Annotated in this window: 15 protein-coding genes and 1 riboswitch; of the genes, 10 read left to right on the plus strand and 5 right to left on the minus strand. The window is 72.9% G+C overall.

Annotated features, from left to right (window positions below):
- Nucleotides 1-100 precede the first annotated feature (100 nt).
- The 6 genes from AB0D85_RS05775 to AB0D85_RS05800 all read left to right on the plus strand — a co-directional run bounded on the left by AB0D85_RS05775 (nucleotide 101) and on the right by AB0D85_RS05800 (nucleotide 6,242).
- Nucleotides 101-733 carry a sulfite oxidase-like oxidoreductase gene (locus AB0D85_RS05775; protein ID WP_362314120.1) on the plus strand — a complete coding sequence of 211 codons (633 nt, stop codon included), beginning with the start codon at nucleotides 101-103 and terminating at the stop codon, nucleotides 731-733.
- A gap of 203 nt (nucleotides 734-936) precedes the next feature.
- Entirely contained in the window at nucleotides 937-1,599 is a 663-nt protein-coding gene (locus AB0D85_RS05780) for a Crp/Fnr family transcriptional regulator (protein WP_362314123.1), read from the plus strand.
- 112 nt (nucleotides 1,600-1,711) lie between these two features.
- The gene (locus AB0D85_RS05785; protein ID WP_362314126.1) at nucleotides 1,712-2,473 is read left to right on the plus strand and encodes a hypothetical protein; all 762 of its coding nucleotides are present in this window, start codon (nucleotides 1,712-1,714) and stop codon (nucleotides 2,471-2,473) included.
- Nucleotides 2,474-2,476: 3 nt separating this feature from the next.
- Nucleotides 2,477-4,684, plus strand: a complete 2,208-nt coding sequence (locus tag AB0D85_RS05790) for a hypothetical protein (RefSeq protein ID WP_362314129.1) — start codon at nucleotides 2,477-2,479, stop codon at nucleotides 4,682-4,684.
- Nucleotides 4,681-5,757: a hypothetical protein gene (locus AB0D85_RS05795; RefSeq protein WP_362314132.1), complete on the plus strand. Its 1,077-nt coding sequence runs from the start codon at nucleotides 4,681-4,683 to the stop codon at nucleotides 5,755-5,757. The genes AB0D85_RS05790 and AB0D85_RS05795 overlap by 4 nt, the downstream gene beginning before the upstream one ends.
- Complete coding sequence (locus AB0D85_RS05800; protein WP_362314134.1) at nucleotides 5,754-6,242, plus strand: Pycsar system effector family protein; 489 nt, start codon at nucleotides 5,754-5,756, stop codon at nucleotides 6,240-6,242. Before AB0D85_RS05795 ends, AB0D85_RS05800 begins: the two co-directional genes overlap by 4 nt.
- Nucleotides 6,243-6,259: 17 nt before the next feature.
- Here AB0D85_RS05800 and AB0D85_RS05805 read toward each other — a convergent pair whose 3' ends face one another.
- Together AB0D85_RS05805 and pknB are read right to left on the minus strand one after the other, a co-directional pair.
- Nucleotides 6,260-7,162: a deoxyribonuclease IV gene (locus AB0D85_RS05805; protein ID WP_362314137.1), complete on the minus strand. Its 903-nt coding sequence runs from the start codon at nucleotides 7,160-7,162 to the stop codon at nucleotides 6,260-6,262.
- Between the two features lie 34 nt (nucleotides 7,163-7,196).
- A complete protein-coding gene (gene pknB / locus AB0D85_RS05810; protein WP_362314140.1) occupies nucleotides 7,197-9,119 on the minus strand; it encodes a Stk1 family PASTA domain-containing Ser/Thr kinase in 1,923 nt (640 codons plus the stop codon).
- A gap of 142 nt (nucleotides 9,120-9,261) precedes the next feature.
- Between pknB and AB0D85_RS05815 the strand changes: the two genes are divergently transcribed.
- Nucleotides 9,262-9,744, plus strand: a complete 483-nt coding sequence (locus tag AB0D85_RS05815; protein WP_362314143.1) for a MarR family transcriptional regulator — start codon at nucleotides 9,262-9,264, stop codon at nucleotides 9,742-9,744.
- Complete coding sequence (locus tag AB0D85_RS05820) at nucleotides 9,741-10,187, plus strand: MarR family winged helix-turn-helix transcriptional regulator (protein WP_362314146.1); 447 nt, start codon at nucleotides 9,741-9,743, stop codon at nucleotides 10,185-10,187. The genes AB0D85_RS05815 and AB0D85_RS05820 overlap by 4 nt, the downstream gene beginning before the upstream one ends.
- A 171-nt stretch (nucleotides 10,188-10,358) precedes the next feature.
- On the opposite strand, the gene AB0D85_RS05825 is transcribed toward AB0D85_RS05820, so the two are convergent.
- From AB0D85_RS05825 to thiO, 3 genes are all read right to left on the minus strand, one after another.
- Nucleotides 10,359-11,153 (minus strand): thiazole synthase, encoded by a 795-nt coding sequence (locus tag AB0D85_RS05825; protein WP_362314148.1) that lies wholly within the window; start codon nucleotides 11,151-11,153, stop codon nucleotides 10,359-10,361.
- 3 nt (nucleotides 11,154-11,156) lie between these two features.
- On the minus strand, nucleotides 11,157-11,369 hold the full coding sequence (gene thiS / locus AB0D85_RS05830; RefSeq protein WP_362314151.1) for a sulfur carrier protein ThiS: 213 nt from the start codon (nucleotides 11,367-11,369) through the stop codon (nucleotides 11,157-11,159).
- On the minus strand, nucleotides 11,366-12,526 hold the full coding sequence (gene thiO, locus AB0D85_RS05835; protein ID WP_362314154.1) for a glycine oxidase ThiO: 1,161 nt from the start codon (nucleotides 12,524-12,526) through the stop codon (nucleotides 11,366-11,368). The genes thiS and thiO overlap by 4 nt, the downstream gene beginning before the upstream one ends.
- A riboswitch (TPP riboswitch) is annotated at nucleotides 12,524-12,635 on the minus strand. It overlaps the preceding gene by 3 nt.
- A 128-nt stretch (nucleotides 12,636-12,763) precedes the next feature.
- On the opposite strand from thiO, the gene AB0D85_RS05840 reads away from it, so the two are divergent.
- Nucleotides 12,764-14,002, plus strand: a complete 1,239-nt coding sequence (locus AB0D85_RS05840; protein ID WP_362314157.1) for an FAD-dependent oxidoreductase — start codon at nucleotides 12,764-12,766, stop codon at nucleotides 14,000-14,002.
- A 115-nt stretch (nucleotides 14,003-14,117) separates the two neighbouring features.
- Nucleotides 14,118-14,483: an Rv2175c family DNA-binding protein gene (locus tag AB0D85_RS05845; RefSeq protein WP_362314159.1), complete on the plus strand. Its 366-nt coding sequence runs from the start codon at nucleotides 14,118-14,120 to the stop codon at nucleotides 14,481-14,483.
- The last annotated feature ends 5 nt before the right edge of the window (nucleotides 14,484-14,488 follow it).

Here is a 14,488-nt window from a genome sequence, read left to right on the forward strand (position 1 = left end):
AGTAAGTAAGTGCATGCTTGATGTCAGTTGACCGATTTGCCGGTCTCGGGAGGGTCTGCCTGGTCAGGTGCACCGCTCGTGGTCTGTCAGGATGGAAGACATGGGTCATCCGGTGGAGCGCGCGTCTCGAGAAGCTGCAGGGTCCGAGCTTCCGCCGGGACAGCGACTGCAGCGCGGCTGGCCGGTCACCCACTACGGCCCGGTGCCCAAGTTCCGTCCCGAGCGCTGGGAGTTCAGGGTCTTCGGCGCCACCGCCGACGCCGGCGCGCACAGCTGGAACCACGAGCAGTTCACGGCGCTGCCGTACACCACCGTGGTCGCCGATCTGCACTGTGTGACGAAGTTCAGCATGCTCGGCGCGGAGTGGGGCGGGATCCCGGCCCGGACCGTCCTGGAGCTCGCTCCGCCCGCCCCCGACGTCACCCATGTGATGGTCTGGGCGGAGTACGGCTTCAGCTCCAACCTGCGCCTCGCGGACTTCGCCGCCGAGCGCACGATCTTCGCCACCCACAAGGACGGCGAACTCCTCACCGCCGAGCACGGCTTCCCGGTGCGCCTGGTCGTGCCCCACCTCTACGCCTGGAAGGGCCCCAAGTGGGTCCGCGGCATCGAGTACATGACCGCCGACCGCCGAGGCTTCTGGGAGGAGCGCGGCTACCACAACATCGGCGACCCCTGGAAGGAGCAGCGCTACTCCTACCAGGAGGGGCCGGGGGACGGTCCGGGGCTCTGAGCCCTCCGGCGGAGGCTTCGGGCTCGTTCCGGTAACGGCGGGCACATTCCGTGCCCAGAGCGCTACTCTGAGATCCTTGCCTGGCGGGAGACACGCCGGGCGGAGACGGATCCGGGGGGCCCGTGGGGTTCCGCTTGTGATCCGGTTCGGGGGCGAGCGGTCGGGGGACGACGGTGGGGCTGTTCGGAGAGCGGCATACCTTCATGGGGGGACTCGGTCCGGGGGACCGGGAAGCACTGGCGGGATTAGGCACCCGGCACGAGTACCCGCCGTACGACACGGTGATCGCGGAAGGCGACCGCACCACCTTCGCGGTGGTCCTGCTCAGCGGCTGGTGCACGGTGTGGACGCCGACCGAGCGTGGCGGCCGGCTGATCCTGGCCCTGCGCCGGGCCGGCGAGGTCGTCGGCGACATGGCGGCGCTCGACGGCCGCCCGCGCAGCGCCTCGGTGAGCACCCTGGGGCAGGTGACGGGACTGGTCGTACCCGGTGAGCGCTTCCGGCGGTTTCTCGCCTCCAGGCCGCACGCCAACGCCCTGATGATGAGCCAGCTCACCGAACGGCTGCGCAGCGCCGACCACGAGCGCCGCGCCCTGGCCTCCATGACCGTGCTGCAGCGGCTCGCCGAGCGCCTGGTCGAACTCGCCGACCGCACCGGCCGGCCGGAGAACGAGGCCGTGACCATACGACTGCCCCTGGCCCAGCACGAACTGGCCGCGTCCGTGGGCTCCACCCGCGAGGCCGTCGCCAAGGCGCTGCGCCTGTTACGCGAACAGGGCCTGGTCCGCACCGGCCCCGGCACCTTGGCCGTGGCCGACCTGGACCCGCTCCGCCTGCTCGCCGCCGGACAACCGCACGAGACCTAGGAACACCGAGTCCCGCGCGCTGTGTAAACGGCTACAGCGACCACCGGCCGGCTCCGCGACCATCGCAGCCAGGGAACCGGTGGTCCGGCGGGACGGCAGGGAGGAGAAAGCGATGGAGGGGGAAGCCGCGTACGGCTTCATCGTCAACGTGGACGCACAGGGCTCGGGCCTGCTGTCCGACACCGAGAAACCCGAGATGCGGCGCAGACTCTACGACGTCACGGGCACCGCCTTCGAACGGGCCGGCATCCGCTCGCCGCGGCTCTACCAGGAGGACCGCGGCGACGGCATCCTCAGCGTGCTGGCACCCGACGTACCGCCCGTCCGGGTCGTGGGGGAGTGGTTGGAGCACCTCCACCAGAACCTGAAGGAGATCAACCGCGGCCGGGAGAAACCGCTGCGGCTGCGTGCGGGGCTGCACATCGGCCCGGTCACCGTCGACGCCCACGGCCGCTCCGGACGCGCCGTCGACCTGGCCTGCCGGCTGGGCGACTGCGACACCGCGAAGGCGCTCCTCAGGGCCGCGGACGGTGCCCCCATGGTGGTGGCCGCCTCCGACCGGCTCTACGAGGACGTCATCCGGGCCGGTGGACGCTGGGTGGAACCCAAGCACTACCGCCGACACGACGTGCACCTCAAGGAGGGCCGCAAAACCGCCTGGTTCATGGTCCCCGGACTGCCCGAGCCTCCCGACCTGCCCGAAGAGCCGGGGCCCGAGGGGCCGTCCGGTCCACCGGGGGGCACTCGGCCGCAGCCGCCGGCCCCCAGGGAGACCGGGGGCGACTTCGTCCAGAACATCCACCAGCACGGCGACGGGGAAGTCATCGCCGCCAAGGACATCGGCACCATCAACATCGACCGTCGCAAGGGGTGACCGGTGAACGCACAGAACCCCCCGCCGCCCCAGGGCGGCCCGAAACCGCAGCCGCAGCAACCGCAGCCCCAGCAGAAGGCCGAGCCGGACAAGCCGAAGGGCGCCGAGTCCGCCGGCCCACCCGAGCCGGACAAGTCCGACGTCATCGGCGGCTCCGCCGCCGACCCGCTCGGTGAGGAGGCGCTGCCCGGCGCCGCGGCCGCCGCCTCCCGCATCTACCGCTCGACCGTGAGCCAGCACGGAACCGGCACCCTCATCAGCTCCGGATCCGTCGGCACCATGAACTTCTTCGGCCGGCAGACGGCCGAACGCCTGCTCGCCGGCCCGCTCCCGGAGGACGAACTGCGCAGGCTGCGCCGGGTCTTCCAGGAACCCGCGGACTACGGCGAGTACCGCGAGCAACTGCGCGGCGGACGGCTCCTCGTGCTGTACGGCCAGCCCGGCACCGGCCGCGCCTACACCGCCCTGTCCCTGCTGGACGACCTGGCCCGCGGCCGGGTCTCCCGGCTCGACCCGCGCACCGACCTGGACCGGCTGGAGGACGACCAGATCGACGAGGGCCACGGCTACGCGCTGGAGCCCAGCGCCACGGGGCTGCCCGACGGGCCCGGCCTCGACCGGCTCTGCGAACTGCTCGGCAGGAAGGAGGCGTACGCGGTCCTGCTCGCCACCCCCGAACCCGGTGACGTGCTCTCGCGCAGCGGCCGCTACTACCGCGCCCACACCCCGGCCGCGCAGACCGCCGTACTCGAAGGCCATCTCCTCCTCGAACTGCAGGACTTCGGACCCGAGCTGTACGAGCGGGCCCGGGCGACCGCCCTCGACCCCGACGTCCTGGAGGCACGCGGCCTCGACGAACTGCGGCCCGCGGAGGCCGCCGACTTCGCCGGGCTCCTCGCCCGGCACACCCGGGACGAGCTCACCCACGACGAACTCCTCGCCGCATGCCGGAAGTTCGCCGAGAACCAGGCCGCCGAGTGGTTCGCCGGCGGGGTGCGCTCCGAGACCCCGGAGCGGCTGCGGGACGCGGCCTACCGGATCGCCGTCGCCGTCCTGGACGGGGCCTCGCTCAGCGCCGTCGCCGAGGCCGCCGAGATCCTCGCCTGGGAACTGGCCGTCACCGTCGACCCGGAGGCCACGCCCGGCCGCCCGCTGTTCAGCGACGGCGTCGACGCCCGGCTGGTCTCCGCCCGCGCGGTCGCCGAACTCGGCACCGAGGAGGTCGGCACCGAGGAAGTACCGGTCCGCACCGTCCGGTTCGGCGGCGAGGCCCTCGCCCCCGCCGTCCTCGGCCATCTGTGGCAGCACCGGCACAACGCGCGCGGCCCCGTACTGCGCTGGCTGGCCGGACTGTGCGAGGACACCCGGCCCCAGGTCTGGGTACGGGCCGCCGTCGCCGCCGGGCAGCTGTGCCGGCTCGACCTCTCGCACACCGTGCACGAACTGGTGCAGCCCATGGCCCAGGCCGAGCGGGTGCGCCGCCGGGTGTTCGCCGCGACCGTCCTCGACGTGGCCGTCCGCTCCCCGGAGGTCGGCGGCGCGATCCGCGCCCTGGTGACCTCCTGGGCCCGCCACTCCGACGAGCAACTGCGCTGGACGGCGGGCGCGGTGCTCGGCCGGGGCCGGGCCACGGACACCGTCCGCGAGACGCTGGACCTGCTCGGCGGGATCGGCGTCCGGGAGGACGGCAAGCTGCGCACCGACGCGGCCGTCCAGGTCGCCCACCTCGCCGGCGCCCACCCCGAGGCGCAGACGGTGCGCCGGATCCGCGCCTGGCTCTCCGACGAACGCCGGCCCCAGCAGGACCTCGGCCTGCAGAGCACGGTCTTCCTCGCCGCCCTCCCCGTGTCCGACCTCTGGAACCAGCACGAGGACCTGGAGGGCTACGGCGACTGGCCGCTGATGCTGGCCCTGGCCGCGGTCCGGCCCGCCCTGGCCGCGGAACTCGCCGGGCTCCTGTGGACGGCCCTGCTGACCCCACGCTCGTACGAGGCCGCGATCGAGACCCTGTCCGACTGGCTGCGCGGCTCGGCCGACCAGCCCTGGGCCGACCGGCTGGAGCGGTTCCTGCCGCTCCTCGTGCACAGCCACGACGACCGCAACCGGCTGTTGAACCTCATCAAGGAACTCACCGAAGACCCCGACCAACCACTGAACGATCAGCAGGTCCGCCGCCTGTGGGGGGCGGTCCAGGGAGCGAGTACACCATGACGCACAACCAGTGGCAGCCGTGGCCGCCACAGGACGAGGAGTTCGTCCTTCCGATCGACCTCAGAGGCCCCTTCGTCCGAGAGTTCGCCCCCCAGACGACCTACCGGCACCGCAACAGCCAGGTGGCCTCGGTGCTCTACTACAAGAACGGCGGACACAGCATCATCACCGTCCGCGGCGCCGAGCACGTCAACAAGCCGCTGATGGGCAAGCCCACCTCGGTGTGCTGGATCGCCCGCGGCCAGCACCAGGTCTCCTTCCAGCTGGCCCTGCCCACCTACGGCGACCGCTCCCAGTTCCGGGCGGGCGCCGACGTCAACTGGGAGGTCCGCGACTTCTACGTGGCCGCCGAGAAGCGGGTGGTCGACGTGGAGCGGATGCTCCGCCCGTCGCTGGAGGCCCGGCTGCGCGGGCTCAGCCGCCGCTACAGCCTGGACTCGGCCCAGCAGGTCGACGAGGCCATCCAGGACGAACTGGCCAGCGGCCGGTGGAGCGACTTCGGCGCCGAACTGGGCCTCGCCACCCAGGTGTTCGTCCGTATCGACCTCGGCCAGGCCGCCGCCGACCACCAGGCCCAGATGGTCGCGGTCGAGAAGGACAGCCTGGTCCAGGAGGCCGTCGACACCGCCAACAAGGCGCGTATCGCGGCCAACCTCGACGACGCGCACAAGCTGATCACCGCGGGCGAGACCGTCCAGTACGCCACGATGCTCGCCCAGGACCCGAGCCGGGCGCACGAAATCCTCGGCGTGCTCCAGCAGCAGGCCCGGGACCAGCGCCAGGGCGCCCTGGACTACCTGACCAACCTGATCAACCAGGGCGTCGTCCAGCGCCACCAGATCGACGACCAGGTCCAGGCCCTCATCGACTTCAGCCGTACGGCCGCGGGCACCGTCTTCCCGAACGGCCTGCCGCAGGCCCCGACCTCGCTGCCGATACCGCCGATGCCGCCCGCGCCCCCGCTGCTCCCGGCCGACGCGCCGCCGCCGATCCCGCCCGCGCCGCCGATGGACACCCTCCCCGGAGAGGGGACGGGGGTGGAGGACGACTCCAGCCCCGAGGCGCGCCGATGACCCCAGGCGATCCCGACGCCGCCGCGCACTACGTCGCCGAACGGCTGCTGCTGACCGTGCGCGAGGACCTGGGCAGGGCGGACGTGAAGGCGTCCGTCCTGCTCTCGGGCGCGGTGGCGGTGCCCGCGCTGGTCCTCGGGCGCGGGACGCCCGGCGTGTCCGGGCTCGCCCTGGTCTTCCTCGCGGCCGGCGGGGCGCTGTGGGCGGCCGGCACGCTGCTGCTGCTCGCGGTGATCGTGCCCCGCACCCGCACGGTCCGTTCGGCGCCCGGCCCGACCTTCTACGCCGACGCCCTCACCGCCGCCGACCCGGAGGCGCTGCGCCGCGCCGCCGCCGAGGCCGGGGCGGACCCGGTGGGCTGGCTGCTCACCCAGTTCCAGGACGTCAGCGTGATCCTCTCGGCGAAGTACCGCTGGCTGCGCCGGTCGATGGCGCTGCTGGGGGCGGGACTGCTGCTGGCGGCGGTGCCGCTGGCGGTGGGGTGAGCCCGCTTCTACGGGGCTCAGCCGTCGCGGAGCCGCTTGAGGCGCTCGACGTCCGCCGCGTGCCCCTCCTTGCCGCCGGGCGTCTCGATGATCAGCGGTACGCCCGCGGTCGCCGGGTGGGTCATCAGCGCGCGGAACGGGTCCTCGCCGATGTGCCCGGAGCCGATGTTCTCGTGCCGGTCCTTGTGCGCGCCGACGACGTCCTTGGAGTCGTTGGCGTGGATCAGCTTCAGCCGGCCCTCGCCGACGGTGTCCACCAGCAGGTCCAGCGTCCGGTGCATCCCGCTCGGCCCGGTCAGGTCGTGCCCGGCGGCGAAGATGTGACAGGTGTCCAGGCAGACGCCGAGCTTCGGGTGGGCGTCCAGCGCCTCGAAGTACGGCCCGAAGTCCCAGGTCCGCGAGCAGAGCGAGGCGCCCTGACCGGCGGTGGACTCCAGGAGCAGGAACGGGTCGTCGTCATGGGTCAGCTCGTCCAGCAGCGGCAGCAGCTGCGCCCGCACCTGCTTCAGGGCGACCTCCCGGGCCCGGCCGCCGGTCGCGCTTCCGGTGTGCACGACCACACCCAGCGCTCCGATCTCCCGCCCGCGGCGCAGTGAGTGCCGCAGCGACTCCACCGACTTCTCCACGGTCGCCTCGGTGTGCGAGCCGAAGTTGATCAGGTAGGGGGCGTGCACATACGCCGGGACCGACTCCTCCTCGCAGGCCGCGCGGAACGCCTCGTCCTGCTTCGGGTTGCCCGTCGGGGTGGCCCAGCCGCGCGGGTTGGCGACGAAGACCTGCACGGTCTCGGCCTTCAGCTCACGGGCGTAGGACAGTCCCACGGAGTGCAGACCGCCGGCCACCGGGACATGACCGCCGACGGGGTTGCGGGCGGGACCGGACTGCGGGCTGCCGGCGCCGCCGGACTGCTGGCTCTTCACCCTTTCAGGGTGTCACGCCGGTCGCCCGCCCCCGTCAGCGGATGGTGATGGTGATCGTCGATCCCTTGGGTGCCTGCGCGCCGGCGTCCACCGACTGCTTCTTCACGGTGTCGCCGAACAGCCCGAGCAGCCCGCGGTCCTGCTTGACCTTGAAGCCGGACTGCTCCAGCAGCTTGGTCGCGTCGTCGACACTGGACCCGACGACGCTCGGCACCTCGACCTGCTCCGGGCCCTTGGACAGCGTCAGCGTCACCGTGTCGCCCTCGGCGGCCTGCGCGTCGCCCACCGGGGTCTGCTGGGCGACCTGCCCTTGGTCGTATTCGGAGTTGACCTCGGTGGCGGAGACCGTCACCTTCAGCCCCGCATCCTGAAGATCCTGCCGGGCCTCGTCCAGGTCCTCACCGGTGACGTCCGGGACGTCGACCGGCGAGCCCTTGCTGACGACGAGCGCGATGGCCGAGCCCGCGTGCCGCTTCGACCCGGCGCCGGGGTCGGAGCTGATCACCGACCCCTTGGGCACGTCGTCGCTGAACTCCCGCGTCACCATGCCCGGTGCGAGCCCGTCGGCCTTGAGCAGCGCCCTGGCCTTCGCCACCGTCCGGCCCTGCACGTCCGGCACGTTCACGGTCTCCGGGCCGTCGGAGATGGTCAGCGTCACCGAGTCGTTGCTGCGGATGCGGCGGCCGGCCGCCGGGTCGGTGCTGATCACCGTGCCCCGCTTCACCGTGTCGCTGTAGGCGTGCTCGACCGTCTTGACGTCGAGCCCGGCCTGCTTCAGCCGCGCGGTGGCCTGCGCCTCGGTCTTCGCCAGCAGCGGCGGGACCTTGGTGAACTGCCCGGAGTTGATGTACCAGACGCCGGCACCGGCGCCGAAGACCACGAGGACGGCCGCGAGAACGGTGAGGAGCCCCCGCCGGGAGCGGGACCCGCGCCGCCGCCCGTCCGGCACCGGCGGCGCCTCGAACCGGCTGGTCCGCAGGACGCCCTCGTTCTCCTCGTTCACGGGCAGTGGCCGGGGCACGGTGAGCGACCGGGGGATCACGCTCGTCCGGTCCTCGGCGATGTCGTGCGCCTCGGACAGCGCCTGCGGCGGTATCGCGTCCAGCTGCCCGTCTCCGAGCGCGGCCCGGGTCTCCCGCACCCGGGCCAGCAGCGCCACGGCGTCGTACGGCCGGGCCTCGGGACTGCGGGCGGTGCCGAGGGCGACCAGCTCGTCGAGTTCGTACGCCAGCCCCGGCACGATGGCGGACGGCGGCGGCACGTCCTCGTGGAGGTGCTTGTAGAGGACCACCGCGGGCGAGTCCCCGTCGTGCGGCTTCTCCCCGGTGAGCATCTCGTACAGCACGACACCGCACGCGTACACGTCGACGCGCGGATCGGCGGCCCCGCTCTCGACCTGCTCGGGCGCGAGATAGGCCACGGTGCCGAGGACGGCCCCCGTCGTGCTGGTGACGCTGCCCACGGACCGCACCAGCCCGAAGTCCGCGACCTTGACCCGCCCGTCGTCCCCTATCAGCACGTTCTCGGGCTTCATGTCCCGGTGCACGAACCCGGCGCGGTGCGCGGCGCCCAGCGCGGCCAGCACCGGCTCCAGGATGTCCAGGGCGGCCCGCGGCTGGAGTGCGCCGCGCTCCCGCAGCACGTCACGCAGGGTGCACCCCGCGACGTACTCCATGGCGAGATACACATACGACCCGTCGGTTCCCTGGTCGAAGACCTGGACGACGTTCGGGTGGGCCAGCCGGGCGACCGACTTGGCCTCGCGGATGAACCTCTCGACGAACGACCCGTCGGCGGCGAGCGCCGGATGCATCACTTTCAGCGCGAGCACACGGTCCAGCCGGACGTCCAGGGCCCGGTAGACCGTGGCCATCCCGCCGACGGCGATCCGCGCGTCGACGCGGTATCGGCCGTCGAGCACCTGCCCGACGAGAGGGTCCTGAAGGGTCGTATCCACGCAGCGAGTGTACGAGGACGAATCGGCAGTCCCACTGGTGAGACCGCTTTCCCCGGCGACTGCAGCGGACCTGTGACGCTCGGCACCCGCCCGACCGGGAAAACAGTAGCCATGTACATAGTAGCCATGTACTGTATCTGCCATGAGCGCAGCAGCTGAGAGCGCCACGGCGGGGTTCCTGGTCTGGCGCCTGTCGATGAAGTGGCGGGTGGCCGTCGACCGGGCGGTCGCGCCCCTGGGCCTGACCCACGCCCAGTACGCGTTGATGGCGTCGCTGTACGGCATGGGGCGCACCGGACTGCGGCCCAGCCAGCGCGGCCTCGCCGACCACACGGGGCTCGAACCGCTGTACGTCTCCAAGCTCGCCCGCGCCCTGGAGACCGCCGGACTCGTCGCCCGCACCCGGGACCCCGCCGACCCGCGCGCCATGCAGCTGACGCTCACCGAGCAGGGGCGCGACGTCACCCGCCGGGCGATCAGGGTGGTCCAGGGCCTGCTGGACCAGCTGCTGGAGCCGCTCGGGGGACAGGACTCCCCGCGCGCACGGCAGTTCACCCACGAACTGGCGACCCTGCTCGACGCACCTCTTGATCCGCATCCCGAGAACGAGAAGGAGCAGTCATGACCACCACCGCACCCTTGCTCAACGCCCGGGTCATAGCCCTGGCGCACCACGCCCCGCGCGCCCTTCTGGAGCGGGTGCTGGACCGCCACGGTGTCACGTTCCACCAGAACGTGACGCTCCGGCTCGTCGCGGTCGCCGACGGGTCCATCGCCCGCGACGACCTAGCCGGCGAGGTCACCGGCGCGCTGAAGACCGACGTGTCGGTCGTGCACGGCGTGATCGGGGAACTGACGGCCGGGAAGCTGGTGGAGGCGGACCCGGCGGACGCGACCCGGCTGCGGGTCACGGACGCGGGACGGGAGCTGTACGAGACCGTCTCCGCCGAGAGCGCCGAGATCGCCGCCCGGCTGTACGCCGGCATCCCGGAGGAGGACCTGGCGGTCGCCGGCCGCGCCCTGACCTTGATCACGGAACGCGCGAACACAGAACTGGCTACAGCCTGAGCCCCCCACCACGCACGGCCTGAGCCCCCCCCACACGGCCCGAGGCCCTCTCTCCCCACGCACGGCCCGAGGCCGCCGACGGCGCTCGGCCCCCACGGGAGAGTTCCACCTTTCAAGGCGGAGTTTCGGGCGGTGCGCGGGTGGGAGAACAAGGCGGGACCGGACGCCCGGTCAGAACGCAGGGCGCTCGGGATCCAGCACGGCAAGGCCCTCCGCAGGAGACGACGCCTCGGCGAAGTGCCGCCGCGGGATACGCCCCGCCAGCCGGGCCAACCGCCCCGCCTCCACCCCGGCCCGCATGGCGTGAGCCATCCGCTCGGGATCCTGCGCCCGCGTCACCGCCGACGCCAGCATCACCCCCGCACACCCCAGCTCCATCGCCAGCGCCGCATCCGACGCCGTACCGGCCCCCGCGTCCAGAATCACCGGCACGCGCGCGTGCTCGACGATCAGCTGGAAGTTGTGCGGGTTGCGGATCCCGAGCCCCGACCCGATCGGCGACCCGAGCGGCATCACCGCCGCACACCCGACGTCCTCCAGCTTCCGCGCCAGCACGGGATCGTCGTTCGTGTACGGCAGCACCGTGAACCCGTCGTCGACCAGCGTCTCCGCCGCCTCCAGCAGCTCGATCGGGTCCGGCAGCAGCGTCCGCTCGTCGGCGATGACCTCCAGCTTGACCAGCGAGGTCCCCAGCGCCTCCCGCGCCAGCCGGGCCGTCAGCACGGCTTCTCCCGCGGTGAAGCACCCGGCCGTGTTCGGCAGCACCCGGATCCCCAGCCGTTCGAGGACCGAAAGGACGGACCCCCGTACCCCCGGATCCACCCGCCGCATCGCGACCGTGGTCAGCTCGGTCCCGGACGCCACGAGCGCCCGCTCCAGCACCTCCAGGCTGGGCGCACCCCCGGTCCCCATGATCAGCCGCGAGGAGAAGGCCGTACCCCCGAGGACGAACGGATCGTCGGCCATGGTTCAGCCCCCCTGCACGGCGGTCAGGACTTCCACGCGGTCACCCTCGGCGAGCGCCGTGCCCGGCCACTCCCCGCGCGGTACGACGGTCTCGTTGACGGCCGCGGCCACGCCCGAGGGCGCGGCCGTGAGGGACCGTACGAGCGTGTCGAGAGCGGTGCCCGGGGCGATCTCCCGGTGCTCCCCGTTGACGGAGATGGTGACGGAGACGTTCATGCGGTCTGCTCCACGAGTACGGCGCCGAATCGCCTCGGCGTGAACGGACGGGCCTGTTCCGGCAGCTCGCCGCCGGTCAGCAGCTCCGCCATCACGTCCCCGGTGACCGGCGTGAGCAGCACCCCGTTGCGGTAGTGCCCGGTGGCCAGCAGCAGCCCGTCGAGGCGGGTCGGCCCGAGCAGCGGCGCGTTGTCGGGGGAGCCGGGCCGCAGCCCCGCCCGGGTCTCGGTCAGCGGCAGCTCGGTGATCCCGGGGACCAGTTCGTGCGCGTCCCGCAGCAGCTCGTAGACGCCGCCCGCCGTGACCGTCGTGTCCCAGCCGAGTTCCTCGCTCGTCGCGCCCACGACCAGCTCGCCGTTCTCCCGGGGCACCAGGTAGACGTTGCCGCCGCGCACCACGGCCCGGACGGTCCGGCTCAGGAACGGCGCGTACCGCGGGGGCACGGTCAGCCGCAGCACCTGCCCCTTCACGGGCCGCACCGGCGGCAGCACGTCGTCGGGCACGCCCGCGAGCCGCCCGCTCAGGCTCCCGCCCGCGAGCACCACCTGCCCGGCGCGCAACGGGTCACCCGCGCGGGTGCGGACACCGGCGGCCCGCTCCCGCACCACCTCCAGCCGCTCCGCCCAGTCCCGGTGGAAGACCACCCCGGCCCGCTCGCACGCGGCCACCAGCGCGGCCGCCAGCCGGCGCGGGTCGATCTGGTGGTCGCCGTCCACCCGCAGCCCGCCGCGCACCCCCGGCGCGAGCATCGGTTCCAGGCGCCGGCACTCCCGCCCGGACAGCCACTCGGAGTCCAGCCCCGACTGCTGCTGGAGGGCGTGCAGCTCGCGCAGATGGGCGCGGTCGTCGGCGTCGAGGGCCACCGCGAGCGTGCCGCAGCGCCGGTAGCCCAGGTCGTGGCCGGTCAGCTCGGTGAGCTCGGCGACGAAGTCGGGATAGCGGCGGGCGGAGGCCAGGTTGAGGCCCAGCAGGGTCTGCTCGCCGTAGTGCAGTTCGGTGACCGCGGCCAGCATCCCGGCCGCGACCTGCGCCGCCCCGCCACCGGGTGCGGGGTCGACCACGGCGGTCGCGAGCCCGCGCTGGGCCGCCCGCCAGGCCGTGACCAGGCCGATGATGCCGCCCCCGATGACGAGGACGTCGGACGTACGTGAGGACATGGGCGTCCAGCCCCTCCCTTCGCCGGCATGACCCGGATCAGGTTCGTACGGTCGGAGGCCGCCAGCCTCCCTCTCAGCCCGGTACGTCCGGGCTCCCGCGTGTGCTTGTCCGCCACCCTAGCCCGCGGGACTCCGCCCTTGTAAGACGGCCTCGTCGGGGCTGTGCAACAGCTCACTCAGCACGCCCCCTGACTGACTCTTTGTCAGTTGTCTATCGTTCTTGTCTATGGTGATCAGGTGAGCGAGCAGACGCAGCAACGGGGCACGTCACAGACGCGACGCGTGGTCGTCGTGGGCGCGGGCATGGCCGGGGTGCAGACCGCCGTCGCCCTGCGCGAGCAGGGGTTCGCCGGCACCGTCACCCTGATCGGCGCCGAACCGCACCAGCCGTACGACCGGCCGCCGCTCTCCAAGGCCGTACTGCTCGGCAAGGCGGAGGGCTCCGCCTTCGAGGTCGACTTCGAGGCGCTCGGCATCGAGCTGGCCCTCGGCCGCGAGGCGCTGGCCGTGCGCCCCGCCGACCATGAGCTGGACACCGAGGCCGGACCGGTGCCGTACGACGTCCTGGTCCTCGCCACCGGCGCCGAGCCGGTCGTCCTGCCCGGCACCGAGGGGGTGCCCGGCGTCCATCTGCTGCGCACCCTCGACGACGCCGAGCGGCTGCGGCCCGTGCTCGCCCGGCAGCACGATATCGTGGTCGTCGGCGCGGGCTGGATCGGCGCCGAGTTCGCCACCGCGGCCCGCGAGGCCGGCTGCGCGGTCACCGTCGTGGAGGCCGCCGACCGGCCGCTCGCCGGAGCGCTCCCCGCCGAGGTCGCCGCACCGATGACCGCCTGGTACGCCGACAGCGGCGCCGAACTGCGCACACACGCGCGTGTGGCGCGTGTCGAGCCCGGCGCGGTGGTCCTCGACGACGGCTCGCGGGTGCCCGCGGGCGCCGTCGTGGTCGGCATCGGCGCCCGCCCCGCCACCGCCTGGCTGGCCGGCTCCGGCATCGAGCTGGGCGGGCACGGCGAGGTGGTCGCCGACGAACGCCTGCGCACCAGCGTCCCGGACGTCTACGCGGTCGGCGACTGCGCCTCCTTCCCGTCCGGCCGCTACGGCGAGCGCCTTCTGGTCCACCACTGGGACAACGCCCTCCAGGGCCCGCGCACGGTGGCCGCCGACATCCTCGGCGAGTCCGACGCGGTCTACGACCCGGTGCCGTACTTCTGGTCGGAGCAGTTCGGCCGCTTCGTCCAGTACGCCGGCCACCACGCCGTGGCCGACCGCATGGTCTGGCGCGGCGACCCGTCCGGCCCGTCCTGGAGCGTCTGCTGGCTCCGCGAGGACCGCCTGGTAGCCCTACTGGCGGTGGGCCGCCCGCGTGACTTGGCGCAGGGCCGACGACTGATCGAGGCGAGCGCCCGAATGGACGCCGAGGCCCTGTCCGACCCGGCCCGCCCTTTGAAGAACGCGACTTCAGCGCCCCGCTAGGGGCGCGGGGCCGTGACATACGGCTCCGCCGCGTGGGCGCGACAGGCCCCCACCGCGCCGCACCCGAACAACCACCCATCGCGCCCAAACCAGTGGAACGCCTACGCTAGATCCCGTGACCGAGATTGACGCAAACATCGATGCTCTCGTCCCCGCATGGCTCACCCTCCCCGACATCGCAGAGATGCTCGACGTCGAGGTGACGCGTGTGCGGCAGCTGGTCAAGGAGGGCCAGCTCATCGCCGTACGCCGTGGTGAGAACCGTGCGCTGCACGTCCCCGCCGCCTTCATCGACGGGGACAAGGTCGTCAAGGGCCTGTCCGGGACCCTGACGCTCCTGCGGGACGACGGCTTCACCGACGAAGAGATGGTGGAGTGGCTCTTCACCCCCGACGAGACCCTGCCCGGCACCCCCGCGCAGGCCCTGAGCGAGAATCGCGGCACGGAGGTGAAGCGCCGCGCCCAGGCGCTCGCCGTCTGAGGCAG

Source organism: Streptomyces sp. NPDC048277, from assembly GCF_040652235.1.
Lineage (GTDB): Bacteria > Actinomycetota > Actinomycetes > Streptomycetales > Streptomycetaceae > Streptomyces.

Excerpts from the sequence above, each read along its gene's own strand:
- AB0D85_RS05775 (WP_362314120.1), top strand. The coding sequence starts at position 101 with ATGGGTCATCCGGTGGAGCGCGCGTCTCGAGAAGCTGCAGGGTCCGAG.
- AB0D85_RS05825 (WP_362314148.1), bottom strand. The coding sequence starts at position 11,153 with ATGGCCGACGATCCGTTCGTCCTCGGGGGTACGGCCTTCTCCTCGCGG.
- thiS (WP_362314151.1), bottom strand. The coding sequence starts at position 11,369 with ATGAACGTCTCCGTCACCATCTCCGTCAACGGGGAGCACCGGGAGATC.
- AB0D85_RS05800 (WP_362314134.1), top strand. The coding sequence starts at position 5,754 with ATGACCCCAGGCGATCCCGACGCCGCCGCGCACTACGTCGCCGAACGG.
- thiO (WP_362314154.1), bottom strand. The coding sequence starts at position 12,526 with ATGTCCTCACGTACGTCCGACGTCCTCGTCATCGGGGGCGGCATCATC.
- AB0D85_RS05795 (WP_362314132.1), top strand. The coding sequence starts at position 4,681 with ATGACGCACAACCAGTGGCAGCCGTGGCCGCCACAGGACGAGGAGTTC.
- AB0D85_RS05780 (WP_362314123.1), top strand. The coding sequence starts at position 937 with ATGGGGGGACTCGGTCCGGGGGACCGGGAAGCACTGGCGGGATTAGGC.
- AB0D85_RS05785 (WP_362314126.1), top strand. The coding sequence starts at position 1,712 with ATGGAGGGGGAAGCCGCGTACGGCTTCATCGTCAACGTGGACGCACAG.
- AB0D85_RS05820 (WP_362314146.1), top strand. The coding sequence starts at position 9,741 with ATGACCACCACCGCACCCTTGCTCAACGCCCGGGTCATAGCCCTGGCG.
- AB0D85_RS05815 (WP_362314143.1), top strand. The coding sequence starts at position 9,262 with ATGAGCGCAGCAGCTGAGAGCGCCACGGCGGGGTTCCTGGTCTGGCGC.